This window comes from Palleronia marisminoris (genome assembly GCF_900172315.1).
In the GTDB taxonomy this organism is placed as follows: Bacteria; Pseudomonadota; Alphaproteobacteria; order Rhodobacterales; family Rhodobacteraceae; genus Palleronia; species Palleronia marisminoris.
In genome coordinates this window covers 46,055-66,094 of sequence record NZ_FWFV01000003.1, presented here as the reverse complement: position 1 = coordinate 66,094, position 20,040 = coordinate 46,055, and the positions used below count along the sequence as shown (strand labels likewise).

The 20,040-nt window shown below is 67.1% G+C and carries 22 protein-coding genes and 1 pseudogene; 10 read left to right on the top strand and 13 right to left on the bottom strand.

All coding sequences use genetic code 11. From position 1 onward, the window contains the following. Window positions 1-5: 5 nt before the first annotated feature. The gene (locus tag PAM7066_RS06605) at window positions 6-455 is read left to right on the top strand and encodes a DUF2383 domain-containing protein (RefSeq protein ID WP_085853367.1); all 450 of its coding nucleotides are present in this window, start codon (window positions 6-8) and stop codon (window positions 453-455) included. Window positions 456-650: 195 nt separating this feature from the next. On the opposite strand, the gene rsgA is transcribed toward PAM7066_RS06605, so the two are convergent. The 7 genes from rsgA to PAM7066_RS06570 form a co-directional block, all read right to left on the bottom strand. Then, window positions 651-1,685, bottom strand: coding sequence for a ribosome small subunit-dependent GTPase A (gene rsgA, locus PAM7066_RS06600; protein ID WP_245749612.1), 1,035 nt, complete (start codon window positions 1,683-1,685; stop codon window positions 651-653). Between the two features lie 52 nt (window positions 1,686-1,737). After that, window positions 1,738-2,301 (bottom strand): DNA-3-methyladenine glycosylase, encoded by a 564-nt coding sequence (locus PAM7066_RS06595; protein ID WP_085853365.1) that lies wholly within the window; start codon window positions 2,299-2,301, stop codon window positions 1,738-1,740. Between the two features lie 51 nt (window positions 2,302-2,352). After that, window positions 2,353-3,345 (bottom strand): endonuclease/exonuclease/phosphatase family protein, encoded by a 993-nt coding sequence (locus PAM7066_RS06590; protein ID WP_085853364.1) that lies wholly within the window; start codon window positions 3,343-3,345, stop codon window positions 2,353-2,355. Continuing rightward, window positions 3,342-4,415 (bottom strand): sn-glycerol-3-phosphate import ATP-binding protein UgpC, encoded by a 1,074-nt coding sequence (locus tag PAM7066_RS06585; RefSeq protein ID WP_085853363.1) that lies wholly within the window; start codon window positions 4,413-4,415, stop codon window positions 3,342-3,344. Before PAM7066_RS06585 ends, PAM7066_RS06590 begins: the two co-directional genes overlap by 4 nt. Continuing rightward, window positions 4,415-5,257, bottom strand: coding sequence for an ABC transporter permease subunit (locus tag PAM7066_RS06580; protein WP_085853617.1), 843 nt, complete (start codon window positions 5,255-5,257; stop codon window positions 4,415-4,417). The genes PAM7066_RS06585 and PAM7066_RS06580 overlap by 1 nt, the downstream gene beginning before the upstream one ends. Window positions 5,258-5,261: 4 nt before the next feature. Beyond that, window positions 5,262-6,233: an ABC transporter permease subunit gene (locus PAM7066_RS06575; protein WP_085853362.1), complete on the bottom strand. Its 972-nt coding sequence runs from the start codon at window positions 6,231-6,233 to the stop codon at window positions 5,262-5,264. 71 nt (window positions 6,234-6,304) lie between these two features. Next, window positions 6,305-7,600: an extracellular solute-binding protein gene (locus PAM7066_RS06570; protein ID WP_085853361.1), complete on the bottom strand. Its 1,296-nt coding sequence runs from the start codon at window positions 7,598-7,600 to the stop codon at window positions 6,305-6,307. A 327-nt stretch (window positions 7,601-7,927) separates the two neighbouring features. On the opposite strand from PAM7066_RS06570, the gene PAM7066_RS19150 reads away from it, so the two are divergent. After that, window positions 7,928-8,317 carry a cbb3-type cytochrome c oxidase subunit I gene (locus tag PAM7066_RS19150; RefSeq protein ID WP_217639929.1) on the top strand — a complete coding sequence of 130 codons (390 nt, stop codon included), beginning with the start codon at window positions 7,928-7,930 and terminating at the stop codon, window positions 8,315-8,317. A 119-nt stretch (window positions 8,318-8,436) separates the two neighbouring features. Then, window positions 8,437-8,622, top strand: a complete 186-nt coding sequence (locus tag PAM7066_RS19145; protein ID WP_217808384.1) for a hypothetical protein — start codon at window positions 8,437-8,439, stop codon at window positions 8,620-8,622. Here the strand turns inward: PAM7066_RS19145 and ccoS are convergent. The 4 genes and pseudogenes from ccoS to PAM7066_RS06550 form a co-directional block, all read right to left on the bottom strand. Then, complete coding sequence (gene ccoS, locus PAM7066_RS06555) at window positions 8,619-8,801, bottom strand: cbb3-type cytochrome oxidase assembly protein CcoS (protein ID WP_085853359.1); 183 nt, start codon at window positions 8,799-8,801, stop codon at window positions 8,619-8,621. The two genes, PAM7066_RS19145 and ccoS, sit on opposite strands and share 4 nt — an antisense overlap. Then, the gene (locus PAM7066_RS18880) at window positions 8,798-8,968 is read right to left on the bottom strand and encodes a hypothetical protein (protein ID WP_175484580.1); all 171 of its coding nucleotides are present in this window, start codon (window positions 8,966-8,968) and stop codon (window positions 8,798-8,800) included. The genes ccoS and PAM7066_RS18880 overlap by 4 nt, the downstream gene beginning before the upstream one ends. Beyond that, window positions 8,953-9,066 (bottom strand): annotated as a pseudogene (locus PAM7066_RS19695) (YnfA family protein); the annotation flags it as partial. The pseudogene PAM7066_RS19695 and the gene PAM7066_RS18880, both read right to left, overlap by 16 nt. Further along, entirely contained in the window at window positions 9,066-9,494 is a 429-nt protein-coding gene (locus tag PAM7066_RS06550; RefSeq protein ID WP_085853358.1) for a MerR family transcriptional regulator, read from the bottom strand. The gene PAM7066_RS06550 and the pseudogene PAM7066_RS19695, both read right to left, overlap by 1 nt. 146 nt (window positions 9,495-9,640) lie before the next feature. On the opposite strand from PAM7066_RS06550, the gene PAM7066_RS06545 reads away from it, so the two are divergent. Beyond that, window positions 9,641-11,872: a heavy metal translocating P-type ATPase gene (locus PAM7066_RS06545; RefSeq protein WP_442416690.1), complete on the top strand. Its 2,232-nt coding sequence runs from the start codon at window positions 9,641-9,643 to the stop codon at window positions 11,870-11,872. Between the two features lie 27 nt (window positions 11,873-11,899). Beyond that, window positions 11,900-12,364 carry a DUF411 domain-containing protein gene (locus PAM7066_RS06540; protein ID WP_085853357.1) on the top strand — a complete coding sequence of 155 codons (465 nt, stop codon included), beginning with the start codon at window positions 11,900-11,902 and terminating at the stop codon, window positions 12,362-12,364. On the opposite strand, the gene PAM7066_RS06535 is transcribed toward PAM7066_RS06540, so the two are convergent. Further along, window positions 12,349-13,374: a LacI family DNA-binding transcriptional regulator gene (locus tag PAM7066_RS06535; RefSeq protein ID WP_245749611.1), complete on the bottom strand. Its 1,026-nt coding sequence runs from the start codon at window positions 13,372-13,374 to the stop codon at window positions 12,349-12,351. The genes PAM7066_RS06540 and PAM7066_RS06535 overlap by 16 nt on opposite strands. 137 nt (window positions 13,375-13,511) lie before the next feature. Here PAM7066_RS06535 and PAM7066_RS06530 point away from each other — a divergent pair, with 137 nt between their 5' ends. From PAM7066_RS06530 to PAM7066_RS06510, 5 genes are read left to right on the top strand one after another with little or no spacing between them, the layout of a single operon-like run. Beyond that, window positions 13,512-14,564, top strand: a complete 1,053-nt coding sequence (locus PAM7066_RS06530) for a sugar phosphate isomerase/epimerase family protein (RefSeq protein ID WP_085853355.1) — start codon at window positions 13,512-13,514, stop codon at window positions 14,562-14,564. Window positions 14,565-14,566: 2 nt separating this feature from the next. After that, window positions 14,567-15,691, top strand: a complete 1,125-nt coding sequence (locus tag PAM7066_RS06525) for a Gfo/Idh/MocA family protein (protein ID WP_085853354.1) — start codon at window positions 14,567-14,569, stop codon at window positions 15,689-15,691. Further along, the gene (locus PAM7066_RS06520; protein WP_085853353.1) at window positions 15,688-17,187 is read left to right on the top strand and encodes a sugar ABC transporter ATP-binding protein; all 1,500 of its coding nucleotides are present in this window, start codon (window positions 15,688-15,690) and stop codon (window positions 17,185-17,187) included. Before PAM7066_RS06525 ends, PAM7066_RS06520 begins: the two co-directional genes overlap by 4 nt. Beyond that, a complete protein-coding gene (locus PAM7066_RS06515; protein WP_085853352.1) occupies window positions 17,184-18,176 on the top strand; it encodes an ABC transporter permease in 993 nt (330 codons plus the stop codon). The genes PAM7066_RS06520 and PAM7066_RS06515 overlap by 4 nt, the downstream gene beginning before the upstream one ends. Window positions 18,177-18,202: 26 nt before the next feature. After that, a complete protein-coding gene (locus PAM7066_RS06510; RefSeq protein WP_085853351.1) occupies window positions 18,203-19,135 on the top strand; it encodes an ABC transporter substrate-binding protein in 933 nt (310 codons plus the stop codon). A 238-nt stretch (window positions 19,136-19,373) separates the two neighbouring features. On the opposite strand, the gene PAM7066_RS06505 is transcribed toward PAM7066_RS06510, so the two are convergent. Next, window positions 19,374-20,003, bottom strand: a complete 630-nt coding sequence (locus PAM7066_RS06505) for a winged helix-turn-helix transcriptional regulator (protein WP_306456064.1) — start codon at window positions 20,001-20,003, stop codon at window positions 19,374-19,376. Window positions 20,004-20,040 lie beyond the last annotated feature (37 nt).

The window sequence follows — 20,040 nt, the reverse complement described above, 5'->3', positions numbered from 1 at the left end:
GAAACATGGCTACCACCGTCGGAAACGAATCCAACTTCAACGACCTCGTCACCAACCTCATCTATCTCGAGCGGGACGCGATCGCCGCCTACGAAGAGACGGCCAAGCGGCTGTCGGACCAGGCGCTGAGCCAGCAGATCGCCGAATTTCGGGATGATCACCTGCAGCACCTCGACGTGCTGAACGAGATGGCGCGCGAGGCCGGTGCGGATGCGCCCGCCGAAGGCGACATGAAGCAGATGCTGACCACCGGCAAGATCGCCATGGCCGACCTGATGGGCGACGCCGCGATCCTGAAGGCGATGAAGACGAACGAGGACGATACCGTTCAGGCCTACGAGCGTGCCGCGCGCCACGAGGGAGCGGTCCCGAAATCCAAGGCCTTCTTCGAGAAAGCCTTCGCCGACGAGACGCGCCACCGCGAGTGGATGGAGCGCATGGCGCAAACGCTCTGAACCGGAACGACTTCTTTCGGACGAGAGCATGCTCGGCCCGGTGCGCAAGCACCGGGTCGGTTGCGTTGGACATCGTCGCGGGCAGAGCAGGCCAGCCTGCAGCGGCTCGAAGCCAGGGAGACCTCTGCTTGTCCTTCTTCGATCGCAAGATCGAAGACCCTCGACTCCACCCTGACGGGCTGGTGCGCGCCTTCCTCAGCGTCGCTTTCCGGGGCCCTTCGTGACCTTGTTGTTCCGGGACCCGGTCTGAACGGGGGTGTTGGCGCGGTTCTCGTCCGACAGCTTGCGCCAACGATCCAGGCGAGCCGGGTCGAGCGTTCCGGCGGCGATCGCGGCCTGCACCGCGCAGCCGGGCTCGTGGGCGTGGGTGCAATCGCGGAAGCGGCACTCGGGCGCCAACTCGACGATCTCGGCGAACAGCATGTCGAGACCCTCCGCCACGTCGCTGACATGCAGGGATCGCATCCCCGGCGTGTCGATGACCCACCCACCCCCCTCGATCGCGTGGAGCGAGCGGGACGTGGTCGTGTGGCGACCCTTGGCGTCGCTTTCGCGGATGGGCCCGGTCGCCTGGGCGTCTTCGGATGACTTGCCGGACAGGGTGTTCAGCAGCGTGGACTTGCCCACCCCGGACGAGCCCACAAGCGCGACGGTCTGCCCGGGGCCGCACCAGGGCGCCAGTATCCGCGCTGCCTCTGGGGCCTTCGCGTTCAGCATGACGACGCCCAGATCCTGTTGAAGGACGGCCGCTTCCGACCGGTAACGCTCGGCATCGTCGGTCTGATCGACCTTGGTCAGGACGATCACCGGGGTCGTCTCGGCCTCGTTGGCGAGGGCCAGGTACCGCTCGAGCCGCGCCGGGTTGAAGTCGTCATTGCAGGAGGTGACGATGAACAGCGTGTCCACGTTCGCCGCGATCGGTTGCGCGGGCCGTCCGGGCTCGGTCCGTCGCTGAAGCAGGGACTTCCGGTCGAGCCGGCGTTCGAGCATGTGCGTTGCAGAATCCACCAGGACCCAATCTCCGACCGCGAAATCCGTCGTGGTGAGCTGGGCGGGCAGGCTCAGCCGCACGGGGCCAGAGGTGGACTCGGCCGTCATCCGCGTGCGGTGCACGGTCGCGATGCGCATCGGCGCAAGGGACGCCTCTTCGGGATCGAGCTGGTCGCGGAAGAACGGCGACCAGCCGAGGGTCGCCAAGGGTGCTGGTATCGGATCTGATGAATGGCTCACGACAGACTGAATGGCCGCGGCATCGGGTTGGCGCAAGACTTTCCTGTCGGCCTCACGACAGGATCCGCGGGAACGGCCGGCTGAGGCCGCTCGCTCCGGCAAGGCCGAAGCGCCAGGGCAGGTCCTGCGCCTTGCTGATGCCGATGCGAGGCCCCTCGAGAAGCTCGGGCGCCGTGGTCGGAAGGATGAGGGCGAAGTCGGTCCCGTCGAAGGGCGCCCCGTCGTCTTCGGCGCGCAGATCCAGGGCTTGGGCCAATCGCCCGGGGCCGCTGCAGAGCAAAGCATTTCCGCGCCGAGCCCGCATGAGGTCCACGCCTGTCTGTGGCGCGATGGCACGGATCAGCACCGCCTCGCCCGGTCGCGCGACCACGTTGAGGCAGAGGTGGATGCCGTAGGAGCGGTAGACATAGGCGTGCCCCGCCGGGCCGAACATCGAGGCGTTTCGCCTGGTCGGGCCGCGAAAGCTGTGGGAGGCGGGGTCGTCCTGCGCGTAGGCCTCGGTCTCGATGACGATGCCGCCCGCGCCGCGGACCAGAAGCGCCGCGCCGATCAGGCGGCGCGCGAGTGCAACGGCGCCGAGGCCGGCGATCTGTTCGCGAAAAGAGATGTCGGTCATGCCTTTACCGGGCGAGGTGAAGGTCACAGGTGGTCGGTCCGACCGCCCCGTTCAATCCCCGCGCGCGGCCGGCAGCAGCTCCAGAACCGTGGTCACGATGGCATCATGGTCGGAAAGCGGTCGGCCGGTCTCGTCCAGCGACGGGCGGATCCCGGTCTCGCCCAGCCGAAGGCCGCGGGTCAGGAACCAGTCGAGCTTCATCGCGCGCTCGGGCCAGCGGGTGATGAGGCTGGGGCGGGTGGTCGGCTGGTCCTCGGGTCCGCCATGGGCCGTGAAGTCCGCCGCGCGGGCCGCGTCGAACAGGCCCTCGGCCCGCCAATCGCCGTCGTTGTGGTTCCCGGTGTTGAGGTCGCCGCCGATGAGGCAGGGCAGGCCGGGGAACTCGCGGTCGATCACCTCCAGCAGGCCCGCAACCTGCGCCTCGCGATGATCCGGTCCGCAGGCGCTTTCGAGGTGGGTGGAGATCATCATGATCGGACCCGCCTCGGTCTGGATGGTCGCGCCCAGGGCGATCCGCTCGCCCAGTCGCGGCTGCTCGGCATCCGAAAACCACTGCCGCTTGCCCCAGAGCCTGACGGCGAAGGGCGACTGCAGCGCGGTCTTCGCCATCAGCCCGTTGCCGTGGTAGCCGCGGGCGTTGAATTCGTCGGTGCAGAACTCGCGCTCGACCGGCGAGCCGAGGCCGAGTTCCAGGAACTCCGCCGCGTAGGCGTAGCCCGTGCCGAGCGCCTCGGCCATGTCGCGGGTCGTGTTGCGCTGGCCGGTCCGGGCCATGCCGTAGTCCATCTCGGAGACCAACAGGACATCGCAGTCAGCCATCTGACGCGCCGAGGCTTCAGGGAACAGGCAGCGCTCCAAGTTCCAGGCGCCGACCGTGATCGGCAGGGGCAGCGGCGTGGCGCCGTGCCCGCCGACCTCGATCAGGTTCATCCCCGGAACGCTCGCCATGTGGGCGTCATGGGTGGCGATATCGCGCGGCAGGTCGTGCAGGGCGAGGTCCTTGGGGCCGGGGATCGGCAGGGCAGGGGTGGTGTCGCGGATCACAGGGCAGGCTCCGGCGTGGGATGCAGGTGCTTCTCGATCCGCCGACCGGTCGCGGTATCGAAGAGGTGCAGCCGGTCGGGGTCGATGGACACGAGAACCGCATCCTGCACCGCGGCTTCGCCCGTGTCGATCACCGCGAGGGGTTGGCCGCCGATGGTGCCATGGACGATACGCTGCGCGCCCAGCTCTTCGACATGCTCGACGGCCATGGGAATACCGTGATCGGCGATGCGGATGTCCTCGGCGCGCAGGCCCAGGATGACCGGGCCGGCCGGGTTGCCGATCCGGGCGAGGGCGTGATCTTCGAGCGTAATCGCGCCACCCTCGACATGCGCGTCGAGCAGGCTCATCGCCGGCGCGCCGATGAACGAGGCGACGAAGGTCGAGGCGGGTTTGCGGTAGATCTCGAGCGGCGCGCCGATCTGTTCGACCCGGCCGCCGTTCAGCACCACCAGCCGGTCGGCCAGCGTCATCGCCTCGAGCTGGTCGTGGGTCACGTAAAGCGACGTTGTCCCGAGGCGCTTCTGCAGCTTGCGGATCTCCATCCGCATCGACACGCGCAGCTTGGCGTCGAGGTTCGACAGCGGCTCGTCGAACAGGAACGCGGCGGGCTGGCGGACGATGGCGCGGCCCATGGCCACACGTTGGCGCTGGCCGCCGGACAGGGCGCGCGGCTTGCGGTCGAGATATGGCCCCAGTTCCAGCATCCGCGCCGCCTCGGCCACGCGCTCGGCGATGACGGCCTTGGACTGTCCGCGGTTCTTCAGCCCGTACGCCATGTTGTCCCGCACGCTCATGTGCGGGTAGAGCGCGTAGTTCTGGAACACCATCGCGATGTCGCGCTCGGCCGGGTCGAGCTGGTTGACCACCCGGTCGCCGATGCGGACCTCGCCGGTGCTGATCGTTTCCAGCCCCGCGACCATGCGCAGAAGCGTGGACTTGCCGCAGCCCGATGGTCCGACGAGGACGATGAACTCGCCATCCGCGATCTCGATGTCGATGCCCGACACGGCGGCGGAGGTGCCGCCCGCATAGGTCTTGCCGACGCCTCTAAGGGAGAGATGTGCCATTACTTGTCGCTTTCCGTCAGGCCCTTGATGAACATGCGCTGGAAGATCACCACCACCGCGACGGGCGGGATCATCGCCAGCACGGCAAGGGCGAAGGCTTCGTTGTAATCGGGGATCTGGCTGCCGATCCACACCTGCAGGATCGACTTGATGCCGCGCATGAGAGTGTAGAAGCTCTCGTCCGTCGTCATAAGCAGCGGCCAGAGATACTGGTTCCAGCCGTAGATGAACATGATGATGAAGATCGCCGCCATCATCGTCCGCGACAGCGGCACCAGGATGTCGATGAAGAACTTGAACGGCCCCGCCCCGTCGATCCGGGCGGCCTCCAGCATCTCGTCGGGGACCGAGCGGAAGAACTGCCTGAAGAAGAACGTCCCCGTGGCCGATGCCAGCAGGGGCACGATCAGCCCGGTATAGCTGTTCAGGAGGCCCAGCTTCGACATGACCTGGTAGGACGGCATGATCCGCACCTCCAGCGGCAGCAGCAGCGTCGTGAAGATCATCCAGAAAAGCAGCGTGGCGAACCGGAAGCGGAAATAGACCAGCGCATAGGCTGCCATCATCGACAGCACGACCTTTCCGACCGCAAAACCGATCCCCATGATCATGGAATTCATCAGCATGGTCATGCCGGTGACGTCGCCGGTGAAGCCGCCCTTGTGTGTCAGCACCTTGCCGTAAGTCGCAGCCCCGTTGCTGCCGGGCGTGAAGTAAAGCCCGTTGGAATGGATATCGACCGGGTCGTGGGTCGAAGACATCAGCGCCATCACCACCGGCGCCATCAGGAACAGTGTGCCGAGGATCAGGATCAGGTGGTCGAGGGGTTTTACCTTCTGCATCATGTCACCCGTAATGGACGCGGCGTTCGAGGAACCGGAACTGCATCACGGTCAGCGCCGCGACGACGACCATCAGGATCACCGACTGCGCGGAGGACCCTCCGATGTCGTTGCCTTTGAACCCGTCGAGATAGACCTTGTAGACCAGCGTCATCGGGTTGTTGGCGGGCTTGTCCTTCAGCACCACGTCGAAGATCGGGAAGGTGTCGAACATCGCGTAGGTGATGTTGATCACCAGCAGGAAGAACGCGGTTGGTGCAAGCAGCGGCAGGGTTACGTCGCGAAAGCGCCTCCACCCTGAGCGCGCGTCGATCAGCGCGGCCTCGCGGACCGAAACCGGGACGGCCTGCAGCCCCGACAGGAAGAAGATGAAATTGTAGGGGATCTGCTTCCAGACCGAGATCGTGACCAGCGCGCCGGCGGTGTCCCAGTAGTCGATGCCGACCCGCAGGTCATGGCCGAAGAACGCCGCCAGGTCCTTGATCGGGCCCATGTGCATGTCGAAGAACATCATGCCGATCAGCCCGGCCACCGGCGGCGCGATCGCGTAGACCGAGATCAGCGCCGTCTTGTAGCTGGATGCGCCTCGGATCACCTTGTCGGCCTTCACGGCCAGCAGCAGCCCCAGCCCCAGCGACAGCGCCGTCACCACGATGCAGAAGAACGCGGTGAAGGCGGCCGTGCCGGCGTACTGGCTGGAGGTAACGGCGCCGGTGTAGTTCTCCATCCCGACGAAGGTCGCGCCGAAGCCGAACGGATCCTCGATGTAGAAGGACGAGGTCACGGCCTGGACCGAGGGCCAGTAGAAGAAGATCACCACCACCGCGAGTTGCGGCATCAGGAAAAGCCACGGCGTCAGCGGGCGGTCGAACTGCACGCGCTTGGCGGGGTTCGGCGTCTCGGCGGAGTACCAGGCGCGCAGGCGCAGCAGAAGCGCGCGGTCTGCGGACCTAGTGCGGACGGTCATGTCGGTCATTTGGAAGGCCCCAATGGAGAAGGCAGGCCCGGGCTGTTGCCCGGACCCGCCCGTCGTTCAGAGCGTGTCGCTCAGCTCGAGGTCTTGGCGAAGCGCGCCAGAAGCGCGTTGCCCTCGGTCTGGATCGTGTCGAAGGCGTCCTGCACCTCGACCTCGTTCGAGAAGATGCGGTTGAACTCGCGCTCCATCACGGTGCGGATCTGGGGGTAGAAGCCCATGCGGTAGCCCTTGGACCATTCGCCGCCGTCCAGCATCAGCTGCTGGATGCCGACTTCGGCGACCGGCTGCTCGTCATAGTAGCCCTGGCTCTTGGCCAGCTCGTACGCGGCTTCGGTGACGGGCACGTAGCCGGTGTTCTTGTGGTAGTAGACCTGCGTTTCCGGCGAGGTCAGGAAGGTGAAGAACTGCGCCGTGCAGGCGTTTTCCTCGTCCGACTTGCCCGACATCGCGAACAGGGCCGCACCGCCGATGAAGCTTTGGGTGCCGGCGCCTTCGATTGCGTCCCAGTAGGGCATGTGGACGGCCGAGAAGTCGAAATCGGCCGATTGCTGCAACCCGCCGAAGGACCCGGACGAGCCGATCCACATCGCGGCCTCGCCTTCCTCGAAAGGCTTGAGGTTGTCGGCCCAGCCGGCGCCGTAGAAGCCATAGAGCCCGTCATCAGCCCATGCTTTCAGCTTCTCGAACATCATCACCTGGTTCTCGTCGTTGACGATGATCTCGGTGCCTTCGACGCTGTCGTAGCCGTTGTTGTTCGTCGCGAATTGCTGGTTGTTCCGCGACTTGAAGTTCTCGACCATCATCCAGGTCAGCTGCGAGGCGGTCATCGGCAGGTAGCCGGCCTCTTTCAGGGCGGGGGCGGCTTCCTCGAACTCTTCCCAGGTCTTCGGCGGCTCGACGCCGGCTTCTTCCAGCGCGGCCTCGTTGTAGTAGAGGATCGGCGCCGACGAATTGAACGGCATGCCGATGAACTTGCCGTCGCTGTCGGCGTAGAAGTTGCGCACGCCGGCGATAAAGGCGTCACGGTCGAACTCTTCGCCCGCGCCGGTGATCAGGTCCTCGGCGGGGATCGTCGCGCCCTCGGCGGCGATGATCGTCGCGGCACCGGCGTCGAACACCTGCAGGATGTTCGGCTGCTCGCCCGAACGGAAGGCGGCGATGCCCGAGGACAGGGCCTCTTCGTAGGTGCCGCGCGAGACGGGCGTCAGCTTGCAATCCTGCTGAGCGTCGTTGAACTGCTGGGAGATCTCGTTGATCACCTCGCCGTTGCGGCCGCCCATGCCGTGCCACCAGCTGATATCGGTTTGCGCCATGACCGTCGTTGCGGTCAGGGTGAATGCGATCGTTGTCGTCGCGGTCTTCATCATGTCGCTTGTCCCTCTAGCGAATTATCCCGCGGCGACGCGTAGTCGCAGCCCGTGACGGGCCCGCTTCGATTTCGTGACAGATCGGTAACCGGGGCTGCTTTGAAACATGCGCGATACCGGCTGTTTCGCCGCCCCGCGAAGGGTTCGGACACCACGGACTTCGTCGCCTGAAAGTCGACTGCTGCGCTGTTCACGGCCGTGCGATGATCGGGAATCGTTCCTCTGAGACTACGTTCAGGAGTTGAGAATGATCGCGAATCTAACCCAGGGCGAGCGTCAGTCGGCCCTCGTTGTCCTGTTCATCGGCTCGTGGAGCTCGCGAAGGCCGTGGCCGGGACGGGTGATGCATTCGTAGTGCACGGCTTCCTCGTCCTCGGATTCTGCGCGCTCCTGTTCTTTCCGGTGCTGTCGAAGCTGGACGAGCCCGAGCCCTCGCCGGATATCTACGACGAATACTACGACGACCCGATCAAGGTCGGGATCATCCTTGCCATGGTCTGGACGCTCGTCCGAATGCTCTTCGGCCTCTGGGTGGCCTACCCTCTGGCCTGGCCGGACCCGACCTTCGACGCGCCCTGGGCGAGTTTCGGGCGCTTGCGCCCCGCGCACACGCCCGGCGTGATCTTCGGCTTCGGCGGCACGGCCCTGATCGCCACGTCGTTCCACGTCATGCAGCATACCGGCCGGGCGCGGCTGGCGGGGCAGTTCAGATCATAATTCGCGCTGCTGGGCTACCAACTCTCCGTGCTGATCGCGGTCAGCGGCTACCTGATGGGCAACACCAGTCGAAGGAATACGCCGAGGCCGAGTGGTATGCAGCCTTCTGGCTTGTGCTGGTGTGGAACAATCTGGGCGTCATGATCATGTGGGGCGCCATCGTCGTCGCGCTGTTCGCGGTGTCGCTTCTGACGGGGCTGCTGGGGCTGATCGTGATCTTCCCCTTGCTGGGCCACGCCACCTGGCACGCCTACCGCGCCATTCGCGTCAGCCGCGGAGAGCGCGTGTTCTTCCGCCCCGACTAGCGCTCGTCCGACTCGTCGGTACGGGAGGGAAGGGGCCGGTCCTCCTCGTCCAGCAGGACACGCTCGGCCGAGCCGTCGAGATCCTCATACTGGCCGTCGCGCATGCTCCACAGGAAGGCGCTTAGGCCGATCAGCCCCGGGATGATGCTGGTGGGAATCAAGAGGGCGAGGACGCTCATGCGAAGCCCTCCTGCGTTGCTGGTGCGGGACGAGCCCGGCGCGCGGGCCGGATCGAGTTGGTGACGACGACGTTCGACGAGCCCGACATCGCGAGCGCGGCCATTAGCGGCGTCACGAAGCCCGCCACGGCCAGCGGGATCGCTACGCAGTTATAGGTGCCCGGCACCAGCCAGAACAGCGAGGCACCGCGCCACCACGCCAGACGGCGAAGCAGCCGGCGATCTCGGCCAGCGCGGCGAGCGGGTAGAGCAGGCCGGCCGGGATCACGACGTGGCCTTGCCGTGATCGGTCAGGCACTCCTCATGGTCGCGCAGCACTTCAAGGACGCGGCAATCCGCCACGCGGTCGCGGTCGCACTCGGCGACCATCCGGCGGAGTTCGGCCCTCAGCGCCTCGAGCCGCGTGATCCGCGCCTCGACCTCGCGCAACTGCCTCTGGGCCACCGCGTCCACCTCGGCGCAGGAGCGTTCGGGGCTGTCGGACAGCTCCAGCAGTTCCCGGATCGCTTCCAGCGAAAACCCGAGCTGCCGCGCGTGTCGGATGAAGGCCAGCCGGTCCAACCCGGCCTCGCCATAGCGGCGCTGGCCGCCCTCGGTGCGCCCGGGCTCGGGCATGAGGCCGATCTGTTCGTAGTAGCGGATCGTCTGCACCTTCGTGCCGGTCCGCTTCGCGAGCGTGCCGATGGATAGCATGGGGCTCTCCTTGTCTACAGTGACTGTAGGATAGGCAACGTCGCCCGACAAGAAGCCGGTGGCTCGCGAGGGGCTTGAACCTACAGCTGGTAGAGGTCCTATCTCTGTCCCTCGACAGTCGCAGGTGAGTCGACAGGAGAGCGAATTTGGCGGACGGCGGATCAAGGCAGATCGAGTGGCGCGTGACGGGCATGGATTGCGGGGCCTGCGCGGGCAAGGTGCGCGGCGCGGTCGAGCGGTTGCCGGGGGTCGAGGGTGTCGAGGTGGCGCTCATGGCCGAGCGCCTGCGGCTGACGCTCGACGAAAGCCGCACCTCGACCGATCGGGTCGAGACCGCGGTGCGGGCCATCGGCTTCGGCATCTCCGCCAAGGGTGCCGCGCCCGAGAAGCCGAAGGGCGGCTTCGTGCTGCCGGACGGCGCCTTTCCGGCCGAACCGGCGCCCCGTCCCGCGGAAGAGGTGACGCCGCCTGCGTGGCACGCGACGTCGAAGGGGCGGCTTCTGCTCGGGACCGGCGCATTGCTGGCGGCGGCCTGGGCGGTGCACCTGGTCTTCTCGGAACAGGTCGCGCAATGGGCGTTTATTTTGGCGACGCTGATCGGCCTGTTCCCCGTCGCGCGGCGCGCCTTGGCAATGGCACGCGCGGGGATGCCCTTCACCATCGAGATGCTGATGACCATCGCCGCCGGAGGGGCCCTTTTCATCGGCGCGGCGGAAGAGGCGGCGCTGGTGGTCTTCCTTTTTGCCGTGGGCGAGATGCTCGAGGGACTTGCGTCCAGCAAGGCGCGCGACGGCATCCGGGCGCTGGCCCGGCTGGTGCCGAAGACGGCGCTGCTCGAGTCGGGCGGCCGTACGCGGGAAGTTCCGGCCGACAGCCTGCGGATCGGGCAGGTCGTGCTGGTCCGCCCGGGCGACCGCGTTCCGGCCGACGGAGAGGTGATCGATGGAATCTCGGGCGTCGACGAAAGCCCCGTGACCGGCGAAAGCGTTCCCAGCCTGAAAGAGCCGGGGGCGGAGGTTTTCGCCGGCTCGATCAACGCCGAGGCCGCACTGCGCGTGCGCGTCACGAAGCGGGCCGAGGACAACACCATCGCGCGCATCGTCCGCCTTGTGGAAGAGGCCGAAACTGCGCGTGCGCCGACCGAGCGGTTCATCGACCGGTTCAGCCGGGTCTACATGCCGGCCGTGGTGGGGGCCGCGCTGCTGGTCGCCATCGTGCCACCGCTCGGCTTCGGGCAGGCCTGGGGCGAGTGGACCTATCGCGCGCTCGCCCTGCTGCTCATCGGTTGCCCCTGCGCGCTGGTGATCTCGGTACCGGCCGCCATCGCCTCGGCGCTGTCGGCGGGCGCGCGGAACGGGTTTCTGATGAAGGGCGGCGCGGTGATCGAGGCGGCGGCCCGGATCACGCATGTCGCCTTCGACAAGACCGGAACGCTGACCCACGGCCGCCCGCGCGTGACGGATGTGGTGCCCTCCGCCGGGGCCGAGGTGCTGGCACTGGCGGCGGGGGTCGAGGCCGGGGCAAGCCACCCGCTGGGCAAGGCCATCCTCGCACGCGCCGAGGAAGACGGCGTGACCGTGCCGGCCGCGACCTCGGCCCGCGCCATCCCGGGCAAGGGCGCCGAAGGGGTGATAGATGGCGCCGTCGTCACCGTGGGCTCGCCTCGACTTGCGGAAGAGGCCGGGGTTCTCAGCGACCGCGACCGCGCGCAGGTCGAGGCGCTCGAGAGGGAAGGCAAGACGGTCGTGATCGTCTGGCGCGAGGCCGCGCCGCTCGGCCTGATCGCCCTGCGGGACGAGCCGCGGGCCGATGCGGCGGACGCCGTGCGACAGTTGCGCGGCATGGGCATCACTCCGATCATGCTCACCGGCGACAACGCGCGCGCGGCCGCGGCGATCGCCGGGGGCCTCGACATCGAGTATCGGGCGGGGCTGCTGCCGGCGGACAAGGTGAGCGAGGTTCAGAAGCTTGGGCGCGGGGCACAGGTGATGGTCGTCGGTGACGGGATCAACGACGCGCCGGCGCTCGCCGTGGCGGATGTGGGCGTGGCGATGGGATCGGGCACCGACGTGGCGCTGGAGACCGCTCATGCTGCGATCCTGCGGAACCGCGTGGGTGACGTGCCGGGCAAGATCCGCCTTGCCCGGGCCACGATGGCGAATATCCGGCAGAACGTCGCGATCGCGCTGGGCCTCAAGGGAGTGTTCCTCGTGACCACCATCTTCGGGATCACCGGGTTGTGGATCGCGATCCTCGCCGACACGGGCGCGACGGTGCTGGTCACGCTCAACGCTCTGCGCCTGCTGGGTTTCCGGCCGGGGCGGGAAGGCCGCGCCAAAATGCCCCGGCGCGTTGAGACGGCCGCAGCCGCTACATAAGTCCGAGATCGACACGAGGAGTCCACCATGACCGACATGACCCGCCGCCACCTGCTCGCCTGTGCGGCCGCCCTCGCCGCGACGACGCCGCTCGCGGCCGCAACCGCGCCCGGGATCCACGTGCTGAAGGACCGGAACTGCGGGTGCTGCACCGGTTGGGTCGAGATCCTGAAGGCCGAGGGCTTCGAGGTGACCACCGAGAACAGCTTCGGCACTGCCCTGATCCAGCACAAGCTGGACAGCGGCATCCCGCAGGACATGCACTCGTGCCATACCGGGCAGATCGAGGGCTACATGATCGAAGGCCATGTGCCGCCCGCCGACATCCGCCGCCTGCTCGCCGAGCGTCCGGATGCCGTGGGCCTTGCGGTGCCCGGGATGCCCTACGGCAGCCCCGGCATGGGCCCCGAGGACGAGCGCGAGGCCTATGACGTGTTCCTCGTCCTGAAGGACGGCAGCGCCGAGGTCTTCAGCAGCTACGACGCAGCCTGATCGGAAAGAGCCTCCCGCCCCAGCGTGCTTTGCCGGGGGACGAGGGTACAGGGGATCACGGTGCGTTCCGCGACATCGGCGCCGTCGATCGCCAGCAAAAGCTGACGGACCGCCTCGCGCCCGATCCGCCGGCGGGGCTGGTGGACGGTCGTGAGGGTCGGCGTGAGGTGGCGGGACAGTTCGATATCGTCGAACCCCGCCACCGCGATGTCGCCGGGGATGTCGATGCCGCTGCGGATCAGCGCGCTCATAAGGCCGCAGGCCATCTCGTCATTGTCGCAGACGATGGCGCTGGGGCGGTCGGGCAGGGCGAGCAGGCGGGCGGCGGCGGTGCGGCCCGATTCCATCGAGAAATCGCCGGTCAGGTGCCAGTCGCCGCGCCCGGAGAGGCCGGCTGCGTCCATCCCACGGCGAAACCCGGCGTCACGCCAGCGGGTCAGGCTGTTGTCGGGCGGACCGGCAAGGCGGGCGATCCGGGTATGCCCAAGCTCGACCAGATGCGCGACGGCGGCGGCGGCACCGCCCGCGTTGTCGGCGACGACCCGGGGCGATTGCAGTCCCTCGATCTCTTCGCAGACCTGCACGATGGGTGGACATTGGGCGCCGGCGAACAGCGCAGGATCGAGCCGGCTGTCGAGGATCAGCAGACCATCCGCGCGCGAGCGGTCGGCGTACTGGACCAGTTGCGACGAGCCGCCGAACTGGGTGTCGGCGACGATCAGGTTCAATCTTCGCTCGGCCAGCGCCTCGGACATGCCGGCGAGGATCTCGGAAAAGAACGGGTTGGCCAGGTTCGGGGCCAGCGCCAGCACACCACCGGCCTGCTGGCGCCGCAGGTTGCGCGCCGCGACATTGGCGGAATAGCGCGTCGCCTTGACCGCGGCGAGAACGGAGCGGCGGGTTTCCTCGGAGACGATATCGGGATTCGACAGCGTGCGGCTGACCGTCGCGGTCGAGACTCCCGCGATCCGGGCGACGTCCTTGATCCGCGCAGCGCGCTCTTGTCTCACTGGGTCCGATCTCCCTGATGACATGATCCGGAAAGCAGAGCCGGGGGGGCTTGTAAAGGTTTTCATCCTGTGCAGACTGGTATGAAACCGATTACATGGCGCGGGTGGAGCATGCGCCATGGTCGAGGGGAGGATACATGAAGACCATCAAGGGCCCCGGCCTTTTTCTTGCGCAATTCGTCGGTGACACGGCACCGTTCAACAGTTTCGAGGGGCTGACCGCATGGGCGGCCGAGTGCGGCTATGCCGGCGTTCAGGTCCCCACGATCGAGGCGCGGCTGATGGATCTCGACCGCGCGGCGACCTCGCGCGACTATGCGGACGAGCTGAAGGGCAAGGCCGGCGAGGCGGGCGTCGAGATCACCGAGCTGGCGGCCCACATGCAGGGCCAGCTCGTCGCGGTGAACCCGGCCTATGACGCGGCCTTCGACGGGTTCGTCCCCGAGGCGATCCGCGGCAAGCCCGACGCCCGCACCGAGTGGGCCGTGGACCAGATGCGCAAGACGATCGACGCCTCGGCCAACCTCGGCCTGACCAAGATCGCCGCCTTCTCGGGCGCTCTGGCCTGGCCCTTCGTCTATCCGTGGCCGCAACGCCCTGCCGGGCTGATCGAGACCGCCTTCGACGAACTCGCCCGCCGCTGGCGCCCGATCTTCGACCATGCCGAGGAGAAGGGCGTCGACGTCTGCTTCGAGCTGCATCCGGGCGAAGACCTCCATGACGGGATCAGCTACGAGATGTTCCTCGACCGGGTGGACCAGCATCCCCGGGCGCGGCTGCTCTATGACCCCTCGCATTTCGTGCTGCAGGGCCTCGATTACCTCGACCATATCGACATCTATGCCGAGCGGATCTCGATGTTCCACGTCAAGGATGCCGAGTTCCGCCCCAATGGCCGGCAAGGCGTCTATGGCGGCTACCAGGGCTGGGTGGACCGCGTGGGCCGCTTCCGCAGCCCCGGCGACGGACAGGTCGATTTCGGCGCGGTGTTCTCGAAGCTGACGTCGCACGGGTTCGACGGCTGGGCCGTGGTCGAGTGGGAATGCGCGCTGAAACATCCGGAGGACGGTGCCCGTGAAGGGGCAGCCTTCACCCGCGACCACATCATCCGCGTGACCGACCGCGCCTTCGACGATTTCGCCGGGGGCGGATCGGGCGACGCAACGAACCGCAAGCTGCTGGGGCTCTGAGCATGGAACGGCACATTCCCATCCGCCTGGGCCAGGTCGGCGGCGGCGTCGGCGCCTTCATCGGCGACGTCCACCGCATCGCGTCGCGCATCGACGGGCAGTTCGTGCTGGTCGCCGGGGCCTTGTCCTCGACGCCCGAACGGGCCGAGGAAAGCGCCGCCGCCGTCGGCATCGCACCCGACCGGACCTATTCCGACTGGGCCGAGATGGCCCGCGCCGAGGCCGCCCGCGACGACGGGATCGAGGCGGTCTCCATCTGCACGCCGAACCACCTGCACGTCCCCGTGGCCAAGGCGTTCCTCGAACTGGGCATCCACGTCATCTGCGACAAGCCGCTTTCGGCAACGCTGGACGAGGCGAAGGCGCTGCGCGAGGTCGCTCAAGGTTCTGGCGCGCTGTTCATCCTGACACATAACTACTCGGGCTATCCGCTGGTCCGCGAGGCGCGCGAGATGGTCGCGCGGGGCGATCTGGGTGCGATCCGGGTGGTGCAGGTCGAATATCCGCAGGACTGGATGGCCGAGGCCGTCGAAGAGCAGGGCGTGAAGCAGGCCGAGTGGCGCGCCGATCCCGAGCGCGCCGGGGCAGGGGGGGCGACGGGCGATATCGGCACCCACGCCTTCCACCTCGCGCGGTTCGTCACGGGGCTGAAGCTCGACCGGTTGGCCGCCGATCTGTCGGCATTCGTGCCGGGACGGCGCTTGGACGACAACGCCCACGTGATGCTGCGCTTCGAGGGCGGGGCCAAGGGAATGCTCTGGTGCAGCCAGGTTGCGCCGGGTCACGAGAATGGACTGCGCCTGCGGGTCTTCGGTGAGAAGGGCGGCCTTCAGTGGTTCCAGGAGGACCCGAACGCGCTGCACTACACGCCCTTGAACGAGCCGACGCGCCGCCTGACGCGCGGTGGCCCGGGCACGAGCGGCGCGGGCGCACGTATCCCCGCCGGTCATCCCGAGGGGTATCTCGAAGCCTTCGCGACCCTTTACAATGACGCCGCCCGCGCGATCCGCGGCGGGGACCGGGGGCTTCTGCCCGACGTGGTGGACGGGGTCGAGGGCGTGGCCTTCGTCGCGGCCTGCGTGCAATCCTCGGAAAACGACGCGGCCTGGACGGAGCTGGACATTTGACTCCCGCGCTCGCGCTCGATTCCGTCTCGAAGAGCTTCGGCCCGATCGAGGTCTTGCACGGGGTGGATTTCGACCTCCGCCCCGGCGAGGTCCACGCGCTGATCGGCGAGAACGGCGCCGGCAAGTCGACGATGATGAAGATCCTCGCCGGCTACCTGTCGGCGACGGACGGTGCCGTGCGCGTCGATGGCGAACCCGTGCGCTTCGCGTCCTCGGACGACGCCGAGGCGCGGGGGATCGTGATGATCCATCAAGAGTTCAACCTGGCCGAGCACCTGACCGTCGAGGAAAACATCTTCCTCGGGCGCGAGATGACGGGGCGGTTTTTCCTCGACCACAAGAAGATGCAGGCGAAGACCGCCGAGCTGATGCAGTCGCTGGAATGCCGCGTGGCGCCGACGCGGCGCGTCTCGTCGATCTCGGTGCCTGACAAGCAGATGGTCGAGATCGCCAAGGCCCTGTCGCGCAACCTGCGCGTCCTGATCATGGACGAGCCGACGGCGGTGCTGACCGGCTCCGAGGCGAAGGTGCTGTTCAAGCAGGTCCGCCGCCTGCGCGAGGAGGGGGCAGCGATCCTCTTCACCTCGCACAAGCTTGACGAGATCATGGAGATCGCCGACCGCGTGACTGTCTTGCGCGACGGCGAGGTGGTCGCGCATGGTCCGGTGGCCGACTTCACCGAGGATTCGATGGCCGCCGCAATGGTCGGCCGCGAGGTGTCCGATCTGTTCCCGCCCAAGCGAAAGGGCGGCGGAGAGGTGGTGCTGGAAGCATCGAACGTCACCTCCGGACGCGCGGTCGAGGGTGCGTCGGTGACCCTACGCAAGGGCGAGATCCTCGGGATTGGCGGCCTTGTCGGCGCAGGTCGGACCGAGTTGGTCGAGGCGCTGGTGGGCCTGCGCAACCGGTCGGGCGAGGTGCGGCTGAAGGGCGAGACCCTGCCCGCGGGCGATGTGGCCGAGGCACGAAAGCGCGGCTTCGTCTATCTGACCGAGGATCGCAAGGGCGCCGGGCTGCTGCTGGAAAAGACGCTGCGCGAGAACCTGACGCTGGGCGTGTTGCACCGCTTCGCCAAGCCCCTGATCGACCGCAAGGCCGAGGACGCGGCCCTGACCAAGGCCATCGAGGATTACGACATCCGCGCCCCGCAACGGGACATGAAGGTCGGCAACCTGTCGGGCGGGAATCAGCAGAAACTGTTGCTGGCCAAGGTGATGCTGGCCGATCCTGATGTGGTCGTCATCGACGAGCCGACACGCGGCATCGACATCGGCACCAAGCAGCAGATCTACGAACTGATCCACCGCCTCGCCGGCGATGGCCTCTCGATCATCGTCATCTCGTCCGAGATGCCCGAACTCATCGGCCTCGCCGACCGCGTCTACGTGATGCATGGCGGCAAGATCACCGGCGAGCTCGAGGGCGACGAGGTCACGGAACAGAACGTCATCCGGCTGGCCACGGGCCTGTCGGTCGCAAGGGAGGATGCGGCATGAGCACCGCGACCACGAACCGCACAGGCGGCATGAAGATCGACCTGACCGTGCTGGGGCCGATCCTGGCGCTGGTCGCGCTGATCGTGATCGGGATCCTGCTGAACCCCAACTTCCTCAGCTACGGCAACATCACCAACGTCCTCGCCCGCTCGGCCTTCATCGGCATCATCGCGGTCGGCATGACCTTCGTCATCACGGCCGGGGGCCTCGACCTGTCGGTCGGCTCGATGGCAGCCTTCATCGCAGGGCTGGCGATCCTGGTGATGAACACGGTCCTTCCGTCGATGGGCGGCGGCTACGGCGTCATCGCGGTGGGGGTGCTGGTGGCCCTCGCGGCGGGCCTCGTCGCGGGGGCAGTCAACGGCTTGCTGGTGACGAAGGCAGGGATCGAGGCGTTCATCGTGACGCTCGGCACCATGGGCATCTATCGCAGCCTCGTGACCTGGCTTGCGGACGGGGGCACGCTGTCCCTGGATTTCGCCATGCGCGAGCTCTACCGCCCGGTCTATTACGGCGGCATCTTCGGGATCAGCTGGCCGATCATCGTCTTCGCCATCGTCGCGATCCTGGGCGAGATCGTCATGCGCCACACCGCCTTCGGCCGCCACTGTGCCGCCATCGGTTCGAACGAGACGGTCGCGCGCTACTCGACCGTCGCCGTCAAGCGCGTGAAGACCATGACCTACGTGCTTCTGGGCCTGCTCGTCGGCGTCGCGGTGGTGATGTACGTCCCGCGCCTGGGCTCGGCCTCGGCCTCGACCGGACTGTTGTGGGAGCTCGAGGCGATCGCGGCGGTCATCATCGGCGGCACGATGCTGAAGGGCGGCTTCGGCCGGGTCTGGGGCACCGTCGTGGGCGTCCTGATCCTCAGCCTGATCGGCAACATCCTGAACCTGACCGACATGGTCAGCCCGTATCTCAACGGTGCCATCCAAGGCATCATCATCATTCTCGCGGTCGTCCTGCAACGCAAGGGCGGCGCGGAATAACCCGTAAACATCTGGGAGGATTAACCATGAAACGTCTTGCACTGACCACGGCCCTCGTCGGCCTCGCCATGCCGCTGTCGGCCGAGACCATCGGCGTCTCGATCCCCGCCGCGACCCATGGCTGGGCGGGCGCGCTGAACTTCCACGCCGAGCGGACCGTCGAGCGGCTGGAAGAGCAGTACGAGGATCTGGACTTCGTGCTAACCACCACCCCCGATCCCGGCACGCAGGTCTCGGATCTCGAGGACATGGTCGCCACGCGCAACATCGACGCGCTTGTCGTGCTGCCCTTCGAAAGCGAGCCGTTGACCGGTCCGATCCAGCGCATCGCCGAGAGCGGCACCTGGGTGACGGTCGTGGATCGCGGCCTCAGCCAGGAGGGGATCGAGGATCTCTACGTGGCTGGTGACAACGAAAGCTTCGGCCGCATCGCCGGCGAATACTTCGTCGAGAACCTTGAAGAGGGTGCGAAGGTCGTCGTCCTGCGCGGCATCCCGACCACCATCGACAACGAGCGGGTCGAGGCGTTCCAGGGCGCGCTCGAAGGGTCGGGGATCGAGATCCTCGCCATGGAGCACGGCAACTGGAGCCGCGACGACGCCTTCACGGTGATGCAGGACTACCTGTCCCGCTACCCCGAGATCGACGCCGTCTGGGCCTCGGATGACGACATGGCGGTGGGTGCCATTGCCGCGATCGAACAGGCCGACCGTACCGACGAGATGTGGGTCGTCGGCGGCGCCGGCATGAAGGAGATGGTCCAGCGCGTGTCCGAGGGTGACACCATGGTGCCCGTCGACGTGACCTATCCGCCCTCAATGATCTCGACGGCGATCGAGCTGACGGCGCTGGCGGTGATGAACGAAGGGCTGCCGGTTTCGGGCGACTTCATCATCGCGTCCGAGCTGATCACGCAGGAGAACGCCGAAAGCTTCTACTTCGAAGACAGCCCCTACTGATCGGGTGATCGGGCGGGGACGAGACGTCTCGCTTCCAGCGCCCGAGCAATACCAAGAGCTTGCCGGCCGAGAGGGTCGGCAAGCTACGCTAGGGCGTCTTCTTCGCGCTGGACGCGCCCTTCGACGGTCGGGGTGTGTAATTCGCAAACGGCGGATTGCGTTTTCGTGCACTACTCCCAGAGCGTCGCGGTATGGCTCGGACCGGCCTTCTGCCGCAGGCGCTCGACCGCCGCGCGGATCACTTGCCCCGGTCGAGCCTGAAGAGGGAAACGAACTCCGCCGCCGCCGCGACGTCGCCCTCGACACCGACCACCCCCTTGGCGGCCAGCATCGGCAGGGGCGTGCTGCCATAGACGGCGACCGCCATGGTATTGCCACTTCCCTTCAGAAGGAAGGGCGCATCGGGCTCGCTGACAGGGTTGGTCCGGAGCCGCCCCTTATCCAGTTGCATCTCGAACGCCTCGCCGCCGAAATCGAAACCTGCGCGCGCGCGGCGCCCCTCCGCCAGGTCAGGAACCAGGTTCACACCCATCGAGATCATGAGCGCCGACGGGCTGATGAAGCGGGCCGGATCATGCCCCGGTACCATCAATGCCCACTGGCAGAGCGCCTCGAGAACCGGAAGCAAACCGCGGCCCGCATCCGTCAGCGCGTAGATGCTCGACCGCTCGTCGTGATCCACGACGCCGGCCTGGGCCAGCTGCGCCAGTCGGCCGGTCAGCACGCTGGCCGTGACGCCCGGCAGTCCCGCACGGATCATCTGGAACCGCTTGGGCGCGAACATCAATTCGCGCACGACCAGCAGCGCCCATCGGTCTCCGACGAGGTTGAGGGCATGGGCCGCGAGGCATCCTTCGTCATAGCGGATGCGGGGGTTCTTTGCCTGCTCGGTCAGCTTGCATAAC

What these genes read in the sequence shown, in the direction of transcription:
- PAM7066_RS06605 (WP_085853367.1), top strand. Translation starts at nt 6, where the DNA reads ATGGCTACCACCGTCGGAAACGAATCCAACTTCAACGACCTCGTCACC.
- PAM7066_RS06595 (WP_085853365.1), bottom strand. Translation starts at nt 2,301, where the DNA reads ATGACCGACATCTCTTTTCGCGAACAGATCGCCGGCCTCGGCGCCGTT.
- PAM7066_RS06585 (WP_085853363.1), bottom strand. Translation starts at nt 4,415, where the DNA reads ATGGCACATCTCTCCCTTAGAGGCGTCGGCAAGACCTATGCGGGCGGC.
- PAM7066_RS06580 (WP_085853617.1), bottom strand. Translation starts at nt 5,257, where the DNA reads ATGCAGAAGGTAAAACCCCTCGACCACCTGATCCTGATCCTCGGCACA.
- PAM7066_RS06575 (WP_085853362.1), bottom strand. Translation starts at nt 6,233, where the DNA reads ATGACCGACATGACCGTCCGCACTAGGTCCGCAGACCGCGCGCTTCTG.
- PAM7066_RS06570 (WP_085853361.1), bottom strand. Translation starts at nt 7,600, where the DNA reads ATGATGAAGACCGCGACGACAACGATCGCATTCACCCTGACCGCAACG.
- ccoS (WP_085853359.1), bottom strand. Translation starts at nt 8,801, where the DNA reads ATGAGCGTCCTCGCCCTCTTGATTCCCACCAGCATCATCCCGGGGCTG.
- PAM7066_RS06550 (WP_085853358.1), bottom strand. Translation starts at nt 9,494, where the DNA reads ATGCTATCCATCGGCACGCTCGCGAAGCGGACCGGCACGAAGGTGCAG.
- PAM7066_RS06540 (WP_085853357.1), top strand. Translation starts at nt 11,900, where the DNA reads ATGACCGACATGACCCGCCGCCACCTGCTCGCCTGTGCGGCCGCCCTC.
- PAM7066_RS06530 (WP_085853355.1), top strand. Translation starts at nt 13,512, where the DNA reads ATGAAGACCATCAAGGGCCCCGGCCTTTTTCTTGCGCAATTCGTCGGT.
- PAM7066_RS06525 (WP_085853354.1), top strand. Translation starts at nt 14,567, where the DNA reads ATGGAACGGCACATTCCCATCCGCCTGGGCCAGGTCGGCGGCGGCGTC.
- PAM7066_RS06515 (WP_085853352.1), top strand. Translation starts at nt 17,184, where the DNA reads ATGAGCACCGCGACCACGAACCGCACAGGCGGCATGAAGATCGACCTG.
- PAM7066_RS06510 (WP_085853351.1), top strand. Translation starts at nt 18,203, where the DNA reads ATGAAACGTCTTGCACTGACCACGGCCCTCGTCGGCCTCGCCATGCCG.